Consider the following 19,523-nt stretch of genomic DNA (forward strand, 5'->3'; position numbering starts at 1 on the left):
AAATGCCAGACTTAAATGCTGGAAGTGTTGAAGCAGCTATGAACATTATTGCAGGAACTGCAAGAAGTATGGGAATTAAAATTTCTGAATAATAAAAATTATTCAAGTTTTAAAGATTGAATAAATGAAAAATAAAATTTAAATGATTTAGAATAAGTGGGAGATTTAGTAAATTCAATTACCACAGAGGAGGAAATAATAAATGGCAAAAAGAGGAAAAAGATATAATGACATTTCTCAAAAAGTAGATAAAATGAAAGTTTACACACCAGAAGAAGCGTTGGAATTAATTTTCGACACGAAAAGCGCTAAGTTTGTGGAAACAGTGGAATTAGCAATAAGATTGGGAGTAGATCCAAGACATGCTGACCAGCAAGTAAGGGGTACAGTTTCATTACCAAACGGTACAGGTAAAACTGTAAGAATCTTAGTTATCACAAGTGGAGAAAACATTGACAAAGCATTAGCTGCAGGAGCGGATTTTGCTGGAGATGACGAATATATTAACAAAATTCAAAATGGATGGCTAGATTTTGATTTAGTAATCGCTACACCTGATATGATGCCTAAATTAGGAAGATTAGGAAGAATCTTAGGAACAAAAGGATTAATGCCTAACCCTAAATCAGGAACAGTTACAACAAATGTTGAACAAACAGTTCAAGAATTTAAAAAAGGAAAAGTTGCGTTTAAAGTTGATAAATTAGGATCGATTCACTTGCCAATCGGAAAAGTTGACTTTACAAAAGAAGCTATCGTAGAAAACTTTAAAGTTGCATTAGATCAAATTATCAAATTAAAACCAGCTGCTTCAAAAGGGCAATATTTAAGAACAGTTGCAATCTCATTAACTATGGGGCCTGGAATTAAAATAGATCCATTATTAGCTGGAGCATTTGTAGCTAAATAGTAAATAATCTTAATAATAATTTTTATTACCGGGTAGATTTTTCTATTCGGTAATTTATACTGTAATTTAAATGTTCTTTTCTCAACAAATTAATAGAAGACGAACTAATTCAAAGCTTAAATATAATATTTTAAATATTTTAGCTTGATTAAAAACATAGTTGTGAGATTAATAAAAAAATGAAAAACACTTGCAATTTTGTTGAAATTGTAGTATAATATTATATATTGATTTATAACGATATAAATCATATATAATATAACCAAAGACAGTAGGTAGAATGAAAGTTCTTTAAACCCTACCGAGGTAAGTATTATTATAAATAGATATTAAAATTAAATAATAGATATTTTTATAGTATGATACCTCTGGGCTTATTGTTTTTGTTTCAGAGGTTTTTATTATAAGGAGGTGAAACAAATTGCCAGCACAAGCAAAATTAGAAGCGGTAAAAGGTTTAGTTGAAAAATTAAAAGAAGCTAAAGCAGTAGTATTTGTTGATTATAAAGGGATCAGCGTTAATGAAGATACTGAACTTCGTAAAACGGCTAGAGAATCTGGAGTAGAGTACTTTGTTGCTAAAAACAGATTGTTTAAAATAGCGTTGAAAGAAGCAGGATTTGATACAAATGTTGATGATCTGTTAGAAGGTACTACATCATTTGCATTAGGATATGAGGATGGAGTTGCACCATCTAAATTAATCTTTGATTTTGGGAAAAAATTAAAAGATAAATTAACAATCAAAGGTGGATTGCTAGAATCTGAAAGAGTTGATGTATCAACTGTGGAAGCATTGGCTAAATTACCATCAAGAGACGAATTACTTGGTCAAATTGCTTACGGATTGCTGTCGCCAGTTAGAATGTTGGCTGTTGCATTAACAAATGTCGCAGAACAAAAAGGAACTGGAGAACCAGCAGTAGTAGCAGAGTAATTTTTAAAATTATAAATAAACTTAAATAATAAAATAAAATCAAGAAAAAATTAGGAGGAAATAAAATAATGGCATTTAATAAAGAACAATTTATAGAAGATTTAAAAGCTATGTCTGTATTAGAATTAAAAGAAGTAGTTGAAGCTATTGAAGAAACATTTGGAGTATCAGCTCAACCAGTAGCAGTTGCAGGAGGTGCAGCAGCAGGAGGTGCAGCAGCTGAAGAAAAATCTGAATTTGATGTAATCTTAGTATCTGCAGGAGGAGCTAAATTAGCAGTAATTAAAGAAGTAAGAGGAATTACTGGATTAGGACTTAAAGAAGCTAAAGAATTAGTTGAAGCTGGCGGAAAAGCAATTAAAGAAGGAGTTGCTAAAGAGGCGCTTATGCTTTCGATTCATAAACTACCTTTTAAAACGAAAATCGTAAGTAGGGAAAGCGAAAATGAAATATACTGATTTGAAAGATAAAGATTTAGCTGAGCTAAATTCTATGTTGAAACAAAGTAAGTTGCTTTTATTTACGGCTAGACAAAAGCTAAAGACTATGCAGCTAAGCAATCCTAACGAGATTCGCGCTATCAAAAAAGATATCGCTAGAATCAACACCGCTATTAAAGCGAAATAAGGATAGGTTATGGCATTTAAAAGAGAAATTCAAGGCGTAGTCGTAAAGAAGGCGGGCGATAAAACAGCTACCGTTTTGGTAGAGCGAAGGGTTATGCACCCTAGATATAGAAAGATCGTAAAAAGATTTAAAAAATATCTGATCCACGATGAAAACAACGTCGTAAAGATCGGTGATACCATATCTGCGATCGAGTGCAGACCGTTAAGCGCTAGAAAATCGTTTCGCTTAAAAGCGGTTTTGAAAACAGGAGTTGAATAATGATACAGAGTTTTACCAGACTTGCGGTAGCTGATAATAGCGGCGCAAAAGAACTTATGTGTATTAAAGTTTTGGGCGGCAGCAAAAGAAGATACGCCACAATCGGCGATATTATCGTTTGCTCTGTAAAAAAAGCGCTCCCTAACGGCAAGATTAAGCGCGGTCAAGTAGTAAAAGCCGTAGTCGTTCGTACGACTAAAGAGTTGCACAGAGGCAACGGCTCGCTAATTAGATTCGATGAGAACGCAGCCGTTATTTTGGATTCAAAAAAAGAGCCGATCGGCACTCGTATTTTCGGTCCTATCGGTAGAGAGGTCAGATACGGCGGTTTTATGAAGATCGTTTCGCTGGCTCCGGAGGTTTTATAATGGCAGTAAAATTTAAGATTAAAAAAGGCGATCAAGTAAAGATCATCGCAGGTGACGATAAGGGTAAAACAGGCACTGTCAAGGCAGTGTTTCCTAAAAAAGCTCAAGTTATCGTCGAGGGTTGTAAAATGGCTAAAAAGGCTATCAAACCAACCGAGCAAAATCCACAAGGCGGCTTTACGAGCAAAGAGATGCCTATGGATATTTCAAACGTTGCGTTGGTAGAGGGTTGATTATGAGCAGACTAAAAGATAAATACGCTAATTCCATCAGAGCTGCTTTGCAGAAAGAATTTGATATAAAAAATCCTATGCTTATCCCGGCGCTTGAAAAGATCGTTATCAGCGTAGGAACGGGCGAATCGAGCAAAGATCAAAAAGTGCTTCAAAATATGGCAGATACTATCTCGCTGATCGCAGGTCAAAAAGCGCTGATCGTCAATGCAAAAAAATCGGTTGCAGGCTTTAAAGTGCGCGAAGGTTTCCCGGTAGGCATAATGGTTACGTTACGAAAGGAGCAGATGTTTGCCTTCCTAGACAAACTGATCTCTATCGCGCTTCCTAGAGTTAAGGATTTCCGAGGACTACCTAGAACGGGCTTTGATGGACGCGGCAATTACAACTTCGGTTTGCAAGAGCAGCTGATGTTCCCTGAGGTCGAATACGATCAAATTTTAAGAACTCACGGTATGAATATAACCGTTGTAACGACTACAAATAACGATAAAGAGGCATTTAAATTGCTAGAGCTATTCGGCATGCCTTTTGCAAAAGGAAAATGATATGGCAAAAAAATCAATGGTAGCCAAGGCGAAACGCCCCGCTAAATTTAGCACTCGCGCATATACCAGATGTCAAATTTGCGGTCGTCCGCACTCCGTTTATAAGGATTTTGGAATTTGTCGCGTTTGCCTTCGCAAGATGGCAAATGAGGGCTTGATCCCGGGTCTAAAAAAAGCAAGCTGGTAAGGAGAAGAGATGATTAACGATCTTATTTCAGATGGACTAACTCGCATCAGAAATGCTGCGATGCGAAGGCTAGATACGACTAAGCTTTTTCACTCAAACGTCGTTGAGGCTATGCTTAAAATTTTAGCCGAGAAGGGCTATATCGAGAGCTACAACGTAGTAGAGGAAAACAATAAAAAGATCATCAACGTAGTGCTTAAATACGATGAAAAGGGCAGGAGCGTGATAAACGAAGTTAAAAGAATTTCGACTCCGGGTCGCCGCGTATATCAAGGCAAAGACGAGATCAAGCGCTTCAAAAACGGCTACGGAACCGTCGTCGTTAGCACAAGCAAAGGTGTTATGAGCGGTATCGACGCGCACAAAGCGGGCGTCGGCGGCGAAGTGCTTTGCACGATCTGGTAAGAAGTTTCTACTTTTTATGGCATTGTGGTATCCATTCGTAAAAGTAGACATACCCTAGACAAATAAAAAGGAAAATTATGTCAAGAATTGGTAAAAAACCGATCTCTATCCCGAGTGGAGTTGAGGTCAAAATCGACGGCTCGTCGTTAAAATTTAAAAAATCGAATAACGAAAAAGAGCTTGATTTAAAAGGTCATGTCGATGTAAAAATCGAAGACGGAAAGATAGAATTCTCGCCTAAGGGTGAGGACAGACAGAGCAGAGCGTATTGGGGAACATACCGCGCTTTAGCCAACAATATCGTCCTTGGTCTTACCGAGGGCTTTTCAAAACAGCTCGAAATCAACGGTGTCGGCTATAGAGCCGCGATGAAGGGCAAGATGCTTGAGCTAAATTTGGGCTTTTCGCATCCGATAAATTTTGAATCTCCAAAGGGGATTGAAATTTCCGTAGATAAAAACGTCGTAACTATCAAAGGCGACGACAAGCAGCAAGTAGGTCAAGTGGCAGCCGAGATCAGAGGATTCAGACCGCCTGAGCCATATAAAGGCAAGGGTATTAAGTATCTTGAAGAGCGCATTATCCGCAAAGCCGGAAAAACAGCTAAGAAATAAGGGTTGAGAAATGACACAGAACGTATTAAAAAGAAAGATCTCTTTACGAATCAAGAGAAAAAGAAGGATTCGCGCTAAAATTTCAGGCGTCGCATCTTGCCCTAGAATTTCTATTTTCAAATCCAATAGGACGGTCTACGCTCAGGCTATCGACGACGCGGCGAGCGCGACTTTGTGCGCTAGCAGCGGTAAGGTTTTAAATTTAAAGGCAAACAAAGAGGGCGCGGCTAGCTTAGCTAAAGATTTAGCCTCCAAGCTAAAAGATAAAGGCATTTCTGAAGCGATTTTCGATCGTAATGGCTATTTGTATCACGGCGTAATCGCAAGCTTTGCCGAGTCGTTACGCCAAAACGGCATCAAACTATAACCCAAAGGAATGATTGTGGAAAAGTATAATAGAGAAGAATTCGAAGAGGTAATCGTCAATATCGGTAGGGTTACGAAGGTCGTTAAAGGCGGTAGAAGGTTTAGGTTTACGGCTCTTATCGTAGTAGGCAATAGAAACGGCTTGGTAGGCTTTGGCTTCGGCAAATCCAAAGAGGTTCCCGATGCGATTAAAAAGGCGGTAGACGATGCGTTTAAAAATATCATCAAGGTAAATTTAAACGGCTCTACTATCACTCACGATATTGAAGTTAAATACAATGCGAGCAAAATTTTACTTAAGCCGGCGAGCGAAGGTACTGGCGTTATCGCAGGCGGTTCAGTCCGCCCAGTTTTAGAGCTTGCAGGTGTTAAAGATATCCTCACCAAATCGCTAGGTTCGAACAACTCCTCAAACGTCGTAAGAGCTACGATGAAAGCTCTTAGTATGTTAAAACACTAACAAGGATAAAAGATGGGATTAGAAAATCTTAAAAAAGCCCCAGGCTCGACTCACGCTACTAAGCGCTTGGGTCGCGGTCAAGGAAGTGGCCTGGGTAAAACTGCGGGTCGCGGCGGTAAGGGTCAGACCGCGCGTACCGGCTCTCATGAAAAAAGAGGCTTCGAGGGCGGCCAGCAGCCGATTCAGCGAAGGCTTCCGAAGGTAGGTTTTACTTCTAAATTTGAAAAGCCTTACGTGATCAATGTCGATAAAATCGAAGCTATCAAAGATCTTAGCGAGATCACGATCGAAAGCATCAAATCCGTTCATAAAATTTCAAATTCCGTTAAAAAGATCAAGCTGATCGGCGTAGGCGCAAAAGCGCTCATTAGCAAGATCAAAGACGAGAACGTAAAGTCTAGCGGACAAAAATAATGAATAAATCGCTACGCAACAAAATTCTCATTACTTTGGGCTTTCTTTTTGCCTATAGGTTGCTAGCTTACGTGCCGGTTCCGGGAGTGGACGTTGAGGTTATAAAGCAATTTTTTCAAAACAATAGCAACAACGCTTTTGGAATGTTTAATATGTTTAGCGGTAACGCGGCGGAGCGATTCAGCGTTATCTCGCTAGGCATTATGCCTTATATTACCGCTTCGATCATTATGGAGCTGCTTGCCGCAACCTTTCCAAATTTAGGCAAACTCAAAAAAGAGCGCGACGGTATGCAGAAATATATGCAGATCATCCGATATGCTACAATCGCAATCGCTATGGTTCAATCCATCGGCGTTAGCATCGGCTTGCAGGGCATTCACGGACAGACCGGAGCGCCTGCGATAATGGCTGAAAATACCAACGAATTTGTTTTCATCTCGTGCATTTCGATGCTGGCAGGCACCATGCTTTTGATGTGGATCGGAGAGCAGATTACGCAACGCGGCGTCGGTAACGGCACCAGCCTTATTATCTTTGCAGGTATCGTAAGCGCCATACCTAGAGCGATCGGAAGTACTGTAAATTTAGTAAATACCGGCGAAATGAACGTTTTAAAGCTAATCGCGATCGTGCTAATTATCCTGGCTACTATCGGAGCGATTTTATATGTGGAGCTAGGTGAACGCAGAATTCCGGTATCGTTTTCGCGCAAGGTATTGATGGCGAATCAAAACAAGCGCATTATGAATTACGTGCCGATCAAGCTAAATTTAAGCGGCGTCATTCCGCCTATTTTTGCAAGCGCGATTTTGATGTTTCCGACTACAATTTTACAGGCAAGCACCAATCCGATCATCCAAAAGATCCACGATTTCCTAAGCCCTAGCAATTACTTCTTTAACTTTTTGACCTTTGTGTTGGTTATATTTTTTGCGTATTTTTATGCGTCAATCGCTTTTAATTCCAAGGACATTAGTGAAAATTTAAAGAAGCAGGGCGGATTTATCCCGGGTATTCGTCCGGGCGAGGGAACGGCGAGCTTTTTAAACGAAGTCGCCAGCCGTCTTACGTTTTGGGGTTCGATCTATCTCGGGCTAGTAACCGTCATTCCGTGGCTGCTCGTTAAATTTATGGGCGTGCCGTTTTATTTCGGCGGTACCAGCGTGCTGATCGTCGTCTCCGTCGCTCTTGATACGATGAGGCGCATTGAAGCGCAGATCTATATGAACAAATATCAGACCCTAAGCGCGGTCGGGCTATAAAAATGGCAATTTTGCTTAAAACAAAAAAAGATTTAGAAGGGCTGCGTGCAGCGAATAGGATCGTCGCGCAGGCCCTTGATTACGCAGCTTCTTTCATAAAGCCGGGTCTTAGCCTGCTCGAAGTCGATAAAAAGATCGACGATTTCATCACCTCCAAAGGCGCATATCCCGCTTTTAAGGGGCTATACGGCTTTCCAAACGCCGCTTGCCTCTCGCTAAACGAAGTCATCATCCACGGCATCCCAGACGAAACGATCTTGCAAGAGGGCGATATCTTAGGCGTCGATCTAGGCTCGAAGCTAAACGGATATTTCGGCGACAGCGCACGCACCCTGCCCGTCGGTAAAATTTCAAAAGCCGACGAAGATCTCATCGCATGCAGTAAGGATACGCTGGAGTTTGCCATCAAAACGATCAGGGTAGGGATGCACTTCAAAGAGCTAAGCTTCGAGATCGAGAAATTTATCCGTGCACGCGGCTTCGTGCCGCTGTATGGCTTCTGCGGTCACGGCATCGGCAAGCACCCGCACGAAGAGCCTGAGATCCCAAACTATCTAGAGGGCAACAATCCAAAATCGGGCCCCAAAATCAAAAACGGCATGGTTTTTTGCATCGAGCCGATGATCTGCCAAAAGGACGGCACGCCGGTCATCGCCGAGGATAAATGGAGCACGAGAAGCAAGGATGGGCTCCGCACTAGCCACTATGAGCACTGCATGGCGGTTTTCGACGGTAAGGTAGAAGTCCTAAGCCTCGCTTAGAATTTCCGCGCAAAAGCTGGCTCAGCTTAGTTAAAATTTTTTCGCTTTGCCGGTGCGAAATTTTGCCTGCGATCGGTCTTTGATAATTTTACATCGCTCGCGTCTTTGAATTTTACCTCAGCCGCTTCATGCATAAATTTTTGTCCGAAGACCTTTCAAAGCTTATCGCGACGGTTTGCGGTCTAGCCGCAAAATTTTAAAAAATATCGCGTCGTAGTCGCTTCATCTGCTCTAGCCTCGTAGCCGGCTTTATGAGGTATGCAAGCATTGTAAAACGCGCCATTTGCCGCGCATCTTATTAAAATTTTTGCCCGAGCGTTTTGACCGCGGCAATATTGCTTCGAAATTTCAATTAGCTAAATTTTTTGAAATTACGTTTTAATAATTTTATCCCGGAGCTTCTGTCTCATAACCTCACTCATAAATCCGCTTTACATAGAATTTCGCCTCAAAATTCCGCCGTCCAATTCTAACCCCCGCCCGTATCTTTAAAATTTAGCCGTAAAATTTGAAATGTAAAGGCGCGCAAGTAAGCAAGCTCAAAGCTTTAAGCGGCTAATATTGCGCCTTGATTTTAAAGCGAAAATGTGTCGCGCTACGCAGAGTGGGCGTCGTCGCGTCTCTTCGTACAAGGCAGGAAATAATAAAATGAGAGAAAAATTTTATGTAGCGCTAGCAAATATAGGCGGACTTATGGCGCGGACGAAAGCGGGTAGGCTTATAGCGCGCTTGCTTATGAAAATCGACCGCGGTTTTTTTGCTGCGCTGCGCGAGCGTCCCGTATGGAGGGTGTTTTGGCTTAGCACGGCGCTATGTCTGCTCGCATGCTGGGCTAAGATACATTATCAGATCAATGGGTATCATTTTTCGCATGTATTTAAAGGCTTTTCTGCGGTGCTCATCATAAATTTACTTATCTTTCACCTCTGCTATTTGCTTAGCGGGCGATTTTTTAAGCTCGTTTCGTTCGTGTTACTGGCGCTAATTGCGCTAATTGCGAGCGTGGCTTTATTTTTGATCGTAAATTTCGACTCAAGCTTCAACGTCGTGGCGATCGACGCGCTTGTGCATACCGATGCAGCAGAGACGCGCGAGTTTGTTTCGCAGTTTCTTAACCCTGCGACGATTTTGTATCTAGCGGTGCTGCTTGGCTGCATCTTTGTAGCGCTAAGAGCAGAGCGGAGAAAGAGGGAACAAACGCATAGCGGTCTAAGATTGCTGTTAGCGGCGCTTTATCTTATCTACGGGGCAATCTTTTGCGCGGATATCGCCATCAAAGCTTCCCAGGGCAAGCAGGGCTATATAAACAAGCTATCGCAATACGTCCCGCTGGAGTTTGCCTTTACGATAAAAGACTATCTGAGCGATAAAAATTTCATCACCGATATGCGTGAAGTGCAGCTCGGATACGATGAGGCCAAGCGCGCGAACGAAAGCGTTTTAAAAGGCAGCACAAATTCGGATCCGCAAAGCTCTGCTTTGGGCTCCGCGTCTGAAAATTCTAAGCCTGCATCAAGCGTCCAGGCGCAAAATTCCGGCGTAAATTTAAATTCTACGCCCGCCACGGGCGCTGAGCCGCAAAGCTGGGGCGAGACTTTAAATTCTACGCCGCAAAGCCCCGGCGCGATTTCAAATTCCAAAACCACTGACGCTACTACAAGCCCCGCCTCTCAAAAGTCTCGCGTCAAAAATATCATCCTAATAATCGGTGAGAGCTTGCAGCGCGGGCATATGTCGCTCTACGGCTACGGCGTTAAAAATACGCCGCTTTTAGAGAAACTCGAAGCAAGCGGTAATTTGATAAAATTTGGCGATACAATCTCGCCTTACGGCACGACTAATCAGGTGCTGATGCGGCTTTTAAATTTCAGCGATTACGAAAGCGAGCGCAAAAGGGCGTGGTTTCGCAACCTTAGCATCATTGATATGTTTAAGCTAAGTGGCTACCGCACCTTTTGGATCAGCAATCAAGAAGCCTTCGGTGCACATGCGTTAAGTGCTAAAAGCGCTGCCGATCGCGCGGACGGAGAAACCTTTCTCTCAAAAAGCAATCTTTATGAAACCGTCCGCATCAAGCCTGACGGAGTGCTGCTTCCGCTCATAAATCAGGCGAAAGCGGGGCAGAGCGAGCGAAATTTCTACGTGATCCATCTCATCGGCAGCCATATGGATTACAGCCTGCGCTATCCCGAGGGATTTGGCAAGTTTAGCGCGGCGGACGTAAAGGCAAAACTTACTTCCAAGCAGAAAGATGTCGTCGCGTATTACGACAACAGCGTGCTTTACAACGATTTTGTTATAAATGAAATTTTTAAAATTTTTTCGGGTGATGACAGCCTCATCGTCTATCTTAGCGATCACGGCGAAAATTTATACGAAAACGGGCGCCTCGGGCACGGCATGGAGAGCCGCTTTACTTACGAAATTCCGCTGATTTTCATAGCTTCGCGCGAGTTTTTGAGCGATCACGCTAAGCTATGGCAGAGGCTAGCTGCGGCAAAAGATAAACCTTTTATGAGCGATGATTTGGCACATCTGCTAGCAGATATCATCGGTGTCGCGCCACTTGAGTTTGACGAGCGCAAAAGCCCGATACGAGCGGATTTCAATGCTTCGCGCAAGCGAATTGCTAACGGAGTCGATTATGACGAGAAATTAAAGAATACGAAGGGCTACGAGTTCGAGTAACAGATGAGTTTTGCTTTTATTGCACTACAGGCCGCATGAACTAGAAATTGGCGCATCCCACCTTTTTGATCGGTTCATCAAATTCAGATTAGAATTTGCGCCACTCCGTATGGCTACGCCGATAACAAGGCGCGCAGCGTTTGTTAAATTTGAGATCAAATTTATGCACCGCGGCTAGCTCTCCTTCTTTACCTCATCCATATACGAGTAAATCGTGACTTTCTGAGTCCTAAGTGCCTTTGCGACGAGCTCCACCGCGCCTTTTACCTCAAAAATTCCTTTTTGCGCGAGGAATTTTACGATACGCTTTCGATCCTCTTTCTTCATCCCCTCCACATCCAGATCGTGCGTAGCCGATGCGATCAAGTCTTGGACGATATCAAGGATATTTTGCTGCAAATCGTTAGAGCTTTGTGTTTCTAAATTTACGCCGTTCTTTAAGCTCGCTTCATCTAATGCCGCGTTATCGCAGCCTCCGTCGGTAAAATTTGCGCCCTGCAACTCCTTGCTATCGAGCTTTGCATTCGGCAGAAGATTTTTTATTGCTTTGTATGCGGCCATGGCGCTTGAAGTATCTATATTTACGCACAGCGCGCCTACTACTTTGCCGTTTGCGGCGCGGATCAGAGAAGTCGAGGAGCGTATGAGCTTGCCGTTTTGCGCGGTGAAGTAGTAGTTTGCGGTGCAGTCGTTTTCAAAATTTTTGCTTAGCAACACGTCCTTTATCAGATGATTGAAGCTTTGGCCGATCCTCCTGCCCGTCACGTCGCCGAGGACAAAAACGACGGAGTTTTGCGGCGTGCTTATATCGTGGATGACCACCTCGCAATCGCCGATCGTATTTTTAATAAGGTGCGCGGTCGGTATAAAGGTCTGCAAAAGCTGATTCAATTTGAGTTCCTTAAATTCCATATAAAAAAATCTATAAATTTAAATTAAATTTTAAAATTTTTACAAATTTATAGAAATACTTATATATTTTTAATAAATTTAGAGTAAAATTATATAAAATTTTATATGCAAAGGAGCTTAAATGAAAGAAATTTATCCAAGCGGTTTCGCGCCGAAAAAGGCGCATTATGCGCCGGGTATCTTAGACGACGACGGTACGCTCTACGTCTCGGGGCAGCTAAGCGTGGATCCGCGCACGGGAGCCGCTCCAGAGGGTCTTGCTGCGCAGACCGCGCAGGCTCTAAGCAACGTCGCGGCAGTGCTGGCCGCCGCGGGCGCGGATAAAAACGACGTGCGGATGTGCCGCGTCTATACGCCGGGCGTCGAGAACTGGGATGTGATCGACGAGCAGTACGCGCTGTTTTTCGGCGCGCACAAGCCCGCTCGTGTCGTGGTGCCGACTACGGCTCTACACTTCGGCTGCCTCGTAGAGATCGAGGCTGTCGCAAAAATCGAAGAGAAAAAATAGGAGCGAAAATGAGCGATTTCATCTGCACGGGCTGCGGCAAGCACGCGCCCATCGATACTTTGCGCTATAAATGCGGCTGCGGCGGGCTGTATAAGCTAAACTCCGACGCGCCTAAATTTAACCCCGCGCTCGTAGATCAAAGCGAGTTTAGCATCTTTAGATACCGAAGATTTATGGGCATCGACACGGCTAAATTTAAAGAAATCTCTATGGGCGAGGGGCTCACGGCGAGCGTGAAATTCGGCGAAAATCTCTATCTCAAGCTCGATTACGCGATGCCTACGCTTTCGTTCAAAGATCGCGGCGCGGCAGTTTTGGTGCTGCACGCCAAAAATATCGGCGTGAAAAAGGTGCTACAAGACTCCAGCGGCAACGCAGGCAACGCCGTAGCGGCGTACTGCGCTCGCGCGGGTATCGAGTGTGAAATTTATGTCCCTAAAGCCACGTCGCCTAAAAAGATCGATATGATCAAAAGCCACGGCGCGCACGTCACGGTCTTTGACGGTAGCCGCGACGAGACGGCGGACGCGTGCCGCAAAAAGGCCGCGCAGGAGCAGATCTATTACGCCAATCACGTTTATAATCCGATCTTTTACGAAGGCACGAAGAGCTACATTTATGAGATCTACGAGCAGCTGGGCAGGGTGCCGCGCAATATCTTCATCCCCGTGGGCAACGGCACGCTGCTGCTGGGCGCTCAAGCGGCGCTAGGCGAGCTATATGAGGGCGGCCTTATCGAGGCGCTACCGAAAATTTTCATCGTTCAGGGCGAGCGTTGCGCTCCGCTTTTTGACGCCAAAGGTGCGGCGCGCGAGATAGAGCCGCAGCCGACGCTAGCGGAGGGCATCGCGATCGCAAGACCGATGCGCGCAGGCGAAATTCTTGGCTCTAGCTACGCTGGCGAGCGCGAGGTGATCTTGGCGAGCGAGAGCGACATACTGCCTGCCAGAGCGGCGCTTGCGCGCGGCGGATTTTACGTCGAGCACACGACCGCAGCTACCTATGCTGCGTATCTGCGCTACAAAGAAAGCCATGATCTGCAAGGAGATAGCATCGTCCCGCTTTGCGGCGCTGGGCTAAAGAGCGATCATTAAATTTAAGCGCTCGCCGCGGAATTTGCGCGACTAGCTGGCGTCGAGGAATTTTAAAATTTTGTAGCTTTAAATTTAGCGGATTTATGAGCCGATGTTTTAGCGGGATGTTTAAAATTTACGGCGCATAGGCTTTTAAATTTAAACTTATATCGAGGCGCTAAGACGAGTCTCTGTTTTGTTCGATGCGGTTATATGGGCGCATTTTTTATGAGCAACTTTGCTGCTAGCTGGATTTGTAAAATTTTATCTGTCGATAGCTGGACGGCTGCCATATAAATTTAAATCACGATCAAAATTTTATAAAAACTAATCTGCAATGTGCGGCGCTATCTACCCATTTCGTTTATAAAATTTAGCCATTTTTATCGCTCTTGGTGAGAGAGATTCTGTGTAGAGATTAAATTTTTGCGCGGTTATTTCGAGTTTTCTTTAGCGATGCGCGTAAATTTAAGCACAAATTCGCTTTTTGCCGCAGTATAGGCGTCGCGGTCAAACTCATAGCGCTTGCAAAGCTCTAATTTAAGCGCCTCATACCGCTCGGCAATATCCGCATTCGCTCGCAAAAAATCTCTAAAAAATATTTCGTCCGCATCGCCGAAATTTCGCAGATGCACGTGAAAAACGCGCTCGGCAAATCCCGCTTCGGTGTAGCCCTTATTTAGGCTGCAGCGGCTCTCGCTTTCGCTCATTAGCAGATAGCTCGCGTCTATCAGGCGCTGTTTGGCGGCGGCTATATCCGAGCACTCGATCAAAATATCTACGATCGGCTTCGCCCAGATCCCGCTTACCGCGGTGCTGCCGATATGGTGGATCTTGATCTCGCCATGATCTCGCAGCAGCCCGCGCAGAATTTCGCGCTCCTGTCTAAACCAAATGCCCCAGCGCGGATCGTGCGGCGCGAGACGTATCGGAAAGAGCCGCCACAGCTCCTGTAGGCTCATCGAAAGGAGTTTGTTGCTCATCTTAACTCCAAAGTATTGGGTGAAATTTGAATGAATGGCGGGTAGATAGGGATTCGAACCCTAGAAGGCTGACGCCTTACGCGCTTTCGAGGCGCGCTCCTTCGACCGCTCGGACATCTACCCGAATGAAAATGTAATTTAAGCCAAAAATGGCTTAATAACAGATTTAAAAATGAAATTCCGCGTGAAATTTCGCCTGATTTTGCGATCGGGGGTTGAAATTTAACGGCACAAATTTAGATTTCGTTTTAAATCCACGGCTTAAAGTGCGGCGCGCTTTGGGCAAAAATTTGCTTTCGTGCGTAGTTTTGGGCACGGAATTTTACCGCTTTATGGATGAAATTTTACGCAAAAGCTCATCGTCGCGGCGGCGAAAAATCACTCGCCGTTTATAAATTTTTATGCGCCGCCCTACAAAACCGAGATGAAAATTTTGATCTCGTCTCCGCCGTAAAACTCAAAATCCGTTCCAAACGCTCTTTTTAGTTCATCGGTCTCAAAAAAGCTCCAAATTTTGCTCCAAAACTTTGCTACGTTTTGCGGCTCATTTGGGAATCTAAAAACGGCGTATTTGCCGCTTTTGATCTCCAAGGCTTCGCCGCCGCGGGGCGCTTTGGTGCCGATAAAGATATCGTAAAGCCCGTCGACGCCGTCTTCGTAATCGTAATAGACGCCGTAAATCTCGCTCTGCCCGTCATAACACTCTTTCATAAATTTCGCCCACAGCGCGGGAATTTTGCCGCTCTCGCCTAGTTCGTCCGCGTTTTTCGTGCGGGCTTTTAATCCGTAAATTTTAAATCTGTCTAAATACGAAATTTTGATTTTTTCGCTCAAATTTTACCCTTTCCGCTACTGCTCTAAAAGCTCCCTTGCTTCTTTTGCGATCGCGACGTCGGTGAAGCCGAAAAGCTTAAACAGCTCGTTTGCGTTGCCGCTTTCGCCAAAGCTTTGCATGCCGTGTACCGCGTCTGCAAATTTATACCACTCAAGCGCGCTTGCGGCTTCGACGGCTAAAATTTTAGTCTGCGCCTGCAGGATTTGCGCCAGATAGTCAGCGTCCTGCTCGCACAAAAGCTCGAAGCACGGCGCGCTTACGACGTTTGCGCCGATGCCTTGCTCTTGCAGGATTGCCGCCGCTTTTAAGCAGAGCGAAACCTCGCTGCCGCTTGCGATGAGCGTGATTTGCGCCTCTTTGCTCTGCCTTAGCAGATACGCGCCGTTTTGCACGTCGCCCAAAACCGCCTTAGGTAGCGGCTCAAGCCCTTGACGCGAGCAGACGAACGCCGCAGGGGCATTCAGAGTAAGCGCCGTACGCCAGCACTTTACGTTTTCGTTGCCGTCTGCGGGGCGGAAGGTGTAGAAGCCAGGCATTGCACGGAAGGTGCTAAGCTGCTCGATAGGCTCGTGCGTAGGTCCATCCTCGCCCACGCCGATGCTGTCGTGCGTGAAGACGAAATAGTGGCGCAAACCCATCAGCGCCGCAAGTCTAGCGCCCGTTTTGAGATAGTCGCTGAAGATAAAAAACGTCGCGCTAAATGGGATAAAAAGCCCGTATCTCGCAAAGGCGTTACCGATCGCCGCCATCGCGTGTTCGCGGATGCCGAAGTGTAAATTTTTGCCGCACGGAAAGTCGCCGCCGCCTTTTAGCTCGGTCTTATTCGACGCCGCCAAATCGGCGCTTCCGCCCAAAAAGCCGGGCACCGCGTTTGCGATGGCGTTTAAAATTTTACCGTTGCTATCGCGCGTGGCGACCTTAAGCCCGCTAAAATCGGGAAATTCTATCTTACTAAAATCGGGATTTAAAAGCTCGTTTAGAAGCGCTCTTTTTTCATCGCTTAGCTTCGCGAGCTTCTCCTTCCAAAGCCGCTCTTCCAAATCGCCCTTCTCGACTGCAGTGCGCGTTTCAAAAAGCACGTCCTCGCTTACGACGAAGCTTTGAGCGGGATCAAAGCCCAGGCTTTGCTTAGCGCGCGCAAGCAGCTCCTCTCCAAGCGGCGCGCCGTGCGTCTTGGCCGTGCCCTCAAGCTCTAGCGCGCCCTTGCCGATCGTGGTGTTTGCGATGATGAGGTAGGGTTTGGTTTTGTTTTTTACCTCGTCAAGGACAAATTCTATCTGATCGAAATTATGCCCGTCGATGCGCGCGACCTCAAAGCCCTGCGCTTCAAATCTCACCTTCACATCCTCAAACCACGCGATATCGGTGCTGCCGTCGATCGTGATGCCGTTAGAATCATAAATTATCGTAAGATTATCGAGGTTGTGTCTGCCTGCAAGCGCGCACGCCTCGTAGCTGATGCCCTCCTGCAGATCGCCGTCGCCGCAGAAGCAATAGACGCGGTGATCGATGATCTCGCTTCCTTCCTCGTTTAGCAGATGCGCGGCGTATTTCGCGGCCATCGCAAATCCGACCGCGTTTGCGACGCCTTGCCCGAGCGGTCCGGTAGCGATCTCTACGCCCGGGGTGGTGATCTCCGGGTGGCCGGGGGTTTTGGAGTGCAGGCGCCTGAAACTTTTGAGATCGTCCATACTCAAATCGTATCCGCTAAGATAGAGGTAGCTATACACGAGCGCGCTTGCGTGCCCGCCCGAGAATACGACGCGGTCGCGGTTCAGCCACGCGGGATTTTTGGGATTGTGGCGTACCTTGCTCATAAAGACGCTCATTACGTCGCTTAGCCCCATCGGCGTGCCGGGATGGCCTGAGTTGGCGCTTTGGATCATATCCGCGCTTAGAAATTTGATCGTGTTTGAAATTTTACTTAGCTGCTCGCTCGACATTTTTCATCCTTTCAGGTATTTTTCTATCAAATTTAAAACCAAATCGCGCAGGCTCGCATCATAGCCGCTCATCGCGCCGCTTACCTCGTCTATTAGACGCTGCTTGTAGCTTCTAGCGCCCGCAAGTCCGAGTAAATTTACGAAGGAATTTTTCGCGCCGTCCGCTCCTACGGGCTTGCCTGCGCTTGCTTCGTCGCCTGTGGCGTCGATGATGTCATCCTCGATCTGAAATATAAGCCCTAGCTTCAGACCGATCTTATAAAGCTCATGCGCGAGCTCGTCCTTTAGCCCGCCGATTATGGCGCCTAGCTCAAACGCTGCGGCGATGAGTGCGCCCGTTTTGTGTAGATGCAAAAACTCAAGTTCGTTTTGCTTTAACGGGCTGTTTTCAAAACGGCAATCGATCGCCTGACCCAGCACCATGCCGCTGCTGCCTGCGTTTCGCGCTAGAGTTTTAATGCATTTTATCTTGATTTCGTCGCTTAGGTTCGCGCTCGCGGCGATCAAAAACGCGTCTGTATTTAGTGCGTCGCCCACCAAAATCGCCGTGACCTCGTCGTATTTTTTATGCAGGCTCGGCCGTCCACGGCGCAGATCCGCATCGTCCATCGCGGGCAGATCGTCGTGGATAAGCGAGTAGGTGTGGATCATCTCAAGCGCCATCGCGATCGCCAGCGCGCCCTCAAAGCGCTGCTCATCCACCGCCGAGACGACGCCTAGTAGCAGCTGCGCGCGAAAGTGCTTGCCGCCCGCTTGCAGCATGTAATTGAGCGCCTCCTCAAAGTACGGATGAAAGCTCGGCGCCTTCAGCTCGTTGTGCTTCAAGTAGTCTTTAAATTTTTCGAAAATATCCATCGATCCTACCTTGCGGTTTTGATTTGCTCTGCTTGGGCGCACCCTTAACGAATGCAAATTCGCGCCCTTCGAATGCCTTTTCGTCGCGCAGCTTAGACTTTGCTGTCGCGAGCCGTTTGTTCGTCGCGTAGAAGCAATCATACCGCTTAAAATTTTAAATTTTAATTTCCCTAGCTTTACGCAGTGCGCGAGGCGAAGGATGCTCCGCTTTTTTGAGCCGCATCTTACGCTCATTTACTTGCGGATACCGCACAACGGCTCGCCTTGCTTTGCATTTAAGCCGTGCGGGCTAAATTTTACTTTACGCCGCAGCGTAGCAGCCTGCCGAAATTTTAGAATTTACCCTCGTGCCGCCCGTTAAATTTGACTGATTTGCTAAGGTTAAAATTTAATAACCTAGCGTCAAATCAAACAAGTTTCACTTTATGTAAGCTACACCGCCACAAAAATCTAAATTTAACTTGTCGCCTTATAAAATAGGGCTTCATTTAGTTCGCTACAGAAGCCGCTCGCTCCGTAAAATCCAAACCGCTCGCCAGGCGGGAAGTAGTCGCCCTCTCTAAAAAGCCTATTTTCACCATTTTTGAACTACGCTTAGCCCTTATTGCCAAGCAGATCACCCAATCCGCCGAGCCCTCCTAGCATGGATGCTGCAGCGCCTTTCTTTTCATTTTCGACGAGTTTTATCGCGTCGCTTATCGCCGAGATTAGTAGGATCTGCAGGCTTTCCCTGTCGCTAAAAAGGCTGTCGTCGATGCTTAGATCGAGTACCTCGCCCGCGCCGTTTAGCCTGATGGCGACCATGCCCGCGCCCGATTTTACGGTAAATTCCTTGCGCGCATTCTCCTCCTCGATCTGCTTAGCCTTGGCCTGCATCTGATCGAGCATCTGCCCCATTTTCGAAAAATCCATTCCTTCGAACATCAAAAATCCTTTAAATTTTGGCTATTTTAGCAAATTTAAGCTAAATTTAGCGTTTGACTTGGCGCGCGAGTTTTGTTCTCAGATTTGATTTTGCAGCGGGCGCGCGTAGCCAAAAAGCGGCTTAAAATTTAGCTTGGGCGGGTAAAATTTAAACAAGAGGCGCCGTTAAAGCTCGGCGATAAAATTCATTTTAAAAGGAACAAAACGGGCGATTGGGGCTATAAGGCGTACGAAAACGACGAGGCGGCGGATTGGTTTGCTAGATTTTGGGAAAGCAAAAATTTCGACTTGCTGCAAAGCACGGCAGCAGAGTTTGATCCGAAAAATGAAAACTACGATGAAATCAGGGCAGTCGCATATATTTTAGAGCGTTTCGGTTCGCCGTATGCGTGTCCGTCGGATTTTTTAGATAAATTGCAACCGACCATCCGGAAAGTCGTTGCGAT

At 45.8% G+C, this 19,523-nt stretch carries 25 protein-coding genes, 1 tRNA gene, 1 pseudogene and 1 other annotated feature; of the genes and pseudogenes, 20 read left to right on the top strand and 7 right to left on the bottom strand.

The annotated features are described in order from the left end of the window. The 18 genes and pseudogenes from Q0372_RS06545 to Q0372_RS06630 form a co-directional block, all read left to right on the top strand. Positions 1-92: pseudogene (locus tag Q0372_RS06545) on the top strand (50S ribosomal protein L11); the annotation flags it as partial. Between the two features lie 110 nt (positions 93-202). Continuing rightward, entirely contained in the window at positions 203-910 is a 708-nt protein-coding gene (rplA, locus tag Q0372_RS06550) for a 50S ribosomal protein L1 (protein WP_006805108.1), read from the top strand. Positions 911-1,154: 244 nt separating this feature from the next. Continuing rightward, positions 1,155-1,320, top strand: a sequence feature (ribosomal protein L10 leader region). Between the two features lie 11 nt (positions 1,321-1,331). After that, the gene (gene rplJ, locus Q0372_RS06555) at positions 1,332-1,847 is read left to right on the top strand and encodes a 50S ribosomal protein L10 (protein WP_298104028.1); all 516 of its coding nucleotides are present in this window, start codon (positions 1,332-1,334) and stop codon (positions 1,845-1,847) included. 68 nt (positions 1,848-1,915) lie between these two features. Then, on the top strand, positions 1,916-2,305 hold the full coding sequence (rplL, locus tag Q0372_RS06560) for a 50S ribosomal protein L7/L12 (protein WP_298104033.1): 390 nt from the start codon (positions 1,916-1,918) through the stop codon (positions 2,303-2,305). Continuing rightward, positions 2,292-2,474 carry a 50S ribosomal protein L29 gene (gene rpmC / locus Q0372_RS06565; RefSeq protein ID WP_005868995.1) on the top strand — a complete coding sequence of 61 codons (183 nt, stop codon included), beginning with the start codon at positions 2,292-2,294 and terminating at the stop codon, positions 2,472-2,474. Before rplL ends, rpmC begins: the two co-directional genes overlap by 14 nt. Before the next feature lie 9 nt (positions 2,475-2,483). Next, positions 2,484-2,735 carry a 30S ribosomal protein S17 gene (rpsQ, locus tag Q0372_RS06570; protein WP_005868994.1) on the top strand — a complete coding sequence of 84 codons (252 nt, stop codon included), beginning with the start codon at positions 2,484-2,486 and terminating at the stop codon, positions 2,733-2,735. Then, positions 2,735-3,103 carry a 50S ribosomal protein L14 gene (gene rplN / locus Q0372_RS06575; protein WP_005868993.1) on the top strand — a complete coding sequence of 123 codons (369 nt, stop codon included), beginning with the start codon at positions 2,735-2,737 and terminating at the stop codon, positions 3,101-3,103. Before rpsQ ends, rplN begins: the two co-directional genes overlap by 1 nt. Continuing rightward, a complete protein-coding gene (rplX, locus tag Q0372_RS06580) occupies positions 3,103-3,336 on the top strand; it encodes a 50S ribosomal protein L24 (RefSeq protein WP_005868992.1) in 234 nt (77 codons plus the stop codon). Before rplN ends, rplX begins: the two co-directional genes overlap by 1 nt. Positions 3,337-3,338: 2 nt before the next feature. After that, the gene (gene rplE, locus Q0372_RS06585; protein WP_291938590.1) at positions 3,339-3,884 is read left to right on the top strand and encodes a 50S ribosomal protein L5; all 546 of its coding nucleotides are present in this window, start codon (positions 3,339-3,341) and stop codon (positions 3,882-3,884) included. Between the two features lies 1 nt (position 3,885). Next, positions 3,886-4,071, top strand: coding sequence for a type Z 30S ribosomal protein S14 (locus tag Q0372_RS06590; RefSeq protein ID WP_005868990.1), 186 nt, complete (start codon positions 3,886-3,888; stop codon positions 4,069-4,071). A 9-nt stretch (positions 4,072-4,080) separates the two neighbouring features. Next, positions 4,081-4,476 carry a 30S ribosomal protein S8 gene (rpsH, locus tag Q0372_RS06595; RefSeq protein WP_005868989.1) on the top strand — a complete coding sequence of 132 codons (396 nt, stop codon included), beginning with the start codon at positions 4,081-4,083 and terminating at the stop codon, positions 4,474-4,476. A 77-nt stretch (positions 4,477-4,553) separates the two neighbouring features. Then, positions 4,554-5,090, top strand: coding sequence for a 50S ribosomal protein L6 (gene rplF, locus Q0372_RS06600; protein WP_298104036.1), 537 nt, complete (start codon positions 4,554-4,556; stop codon positions 5,088-5,090). A gap of 10 nt (positions 5,091-5,100) precedes the next feature. Then, positions 5,101-5,457 carry a 50S ribosomal protein L18 gene (rplR, locus tag Q0372_RS06605; protein ID WP_005868987.1) on the top strand — a complete coding sequence of 119 codons (357 nt, stop codon included), beginning with the start codon at positions 5,101-5,103 and terminating at the stop codon, positions 5,455-5,457. 15 nt (positions 5,458-5,472) lie between these two features. Continuing rightward, entirely contained in the window at positions 5,473-5,916 is a 444-nt protein-coding gene (gene rpsE / locus Q0372_RS06610; RefSeq protein ID WP_005868986.1) for a 30S ribosomal protein S5, read from the top strand. A gap of 12 nt (positions 5,917-5,928) precedes the next feature. Continuing rightward, a complete protein-coding gene (gene rplO / locus Q0372_RS06615; protein ID WP_298104039.1) occupies positions 5,929-6,330 on the top strand; it encodes a 50S ribosomal protein L15 in 402 nt (133 codons plus the stop codon). After that, a complete protein-coding gene (gene secY, locus Q0372_RS06620; RefSeq protein WP_295150643.1) occupies positions 6,330-7,595 on the top strand; it encodes a preprotein translocase subunit SecY in 1,266 nt (421 codons plus the stop codon). Before rplO ends, secY begins: the two co-directional genes overlap by 1 nt. Before the next feature lie 2 nt (positions 7,596-7,597). Then, positions 7,598-8,356, top strand: coding sequence for a type I methionyl aminopeptidase (gene map, locus Q0372_RS06625; protein WP_298104042.1), 759 nt, complete (start codon positions 7,598-7,600; stop codon positions 8,354-8,356). Positions 8,357-9,004: 648 nt separating this feature from the next. Then, positions 9,005-11,044, top strand: a complete 2,040-nt coding sequence (locus tag Q0372_RS06630) for a sulfatase-like hydrolase/transferase (RefSeq protein WP_298104044.1) — start codon at positions 9,005-9,007, stop codon at positions 11,042-11,044. Between the two features lie 174 nt (positions 11,045-11,218). Here the strand turns inward: Q0372_RS06630 and Q0372_RS06635 are convergent, their stop codons facing one another. After that, a complete protein-coding gene (locus tag Q0372_RS06635) occupies positions 11,219-11,935 on the bottom strand; it encodes a PAS domain-containing protein (RefSeq protein ID WP_298104047.1) in 717 nt (238 codons plus the stop codon). A 142-nt stretch (positions 11,936-12,077) separates the two neighbouring features. On the opposite strand from Q0372_RS06635, the gene Q0372_RS06640 reads away from it, so the two are divergent. Together Q0372_RS06640 and Q0372_RS06645 are read left to right on the top strand one after the other, a co-directional pair. Continuing rightward, entirely contained in the window at positions 12,078-12,464 is a 387-nt protein-coding gene (locus tag Q0372_RS06640; protein WP_298104050.1) for a RidA family protein, read from the top strand. Between the two features lie 8 nt (positions 12,465-12,472). Beyond that, a complete protein-coding gene (locus Q0372_RS06645) occupies positions 12,473-13,558 on the top strand; it encodes a threonine synthase (protein WP_298104054.1) in 1,086 nt (361 codons plus the stop codon). Between the two features lie 413 nt (positions 13,559-13,971). Here the strand turns inward: Q0372_RS06645 and Q0372_RS06650 are convergent, their stop codons facing one another. From Q0372_RS06650 to Q0372_RS06675, 6 genes are all read right to left on the bottom strand, one after another. Further along, positions 13,972-14,520 (bottom strand): GrpB family protein, encoded by a 549-nt coding sequence (locus Q0372_RS06650; protein ID WP_298104057.1) that lies wholly within the window; start codon positions 14,518-14,520, stop codon positions 13,972-13,974. Positions 14,521-14,555: 35 nt separating this feature from the next. Next, positions 14,556-14,643 (bottom strand) — tRNA-Ser (locus Q0372_RS06655). Positions 14,644-14,931: 288 nt separating this feature from the next. Next, positions 14,932-15,342, bottom strand: coding sequence for a GyrI-like domain-containing protein (locus Q0372_RS06660; RefSeq protein ID WP_298104071.1), 411 nt, complete (start codon positions 15,340-15,342; stop codon positions 14,932-14,934). A gap of 27 nt (positions 15,343-15,369) precedes the next feature. After that, positions 15,370-17,298, bottom strand: coding sequence for a transketolase (gene tkt, locus Q0372_RS06665; protein WP_298104059.1), 1,929 nt, complete (start codon positions 17,296-17,298; stop codon positions 15,370-15,372). A gap of 3 nt (positions 17,299-17,301) precedes the next feature. Continuing rightward, positions 17,302-18,153: a polyprenyl synthetase family protein gene (locus Q0372_RS06670; RefSeq protein WP_298104062.1), complete on the bottom strand. Its 852-nt coding sequence runs from the start codon at positions 18,151-18,153 to the stop codon at positions 17,302-17,304. 594 nt (positions 18,154-18,747) lie between these two features. Then, a complete protein-coding gene (locus Q0372_RS06675; protein ID WP_298104065.1) occupies positions 18,748-19,077 on the bottom strand; it encodes a YbaB/EbfC family nucleoid-associated protein in 330 nt (109 codons plus the stop codon). Between the last annotated feature and the right edge of the window lie 446 nt (positions 19,078-19,523).

The organism is uncultured Campylobacter sp. (genome assembly GCF_937997405.1).
In the GTDB taxonomy this organism is placed as follows: domain Bacteria; phylum Campylobacterota; class Campylobacteria; order Campylobacterales; family Campylobacteraceae; genus Campylobacter_B.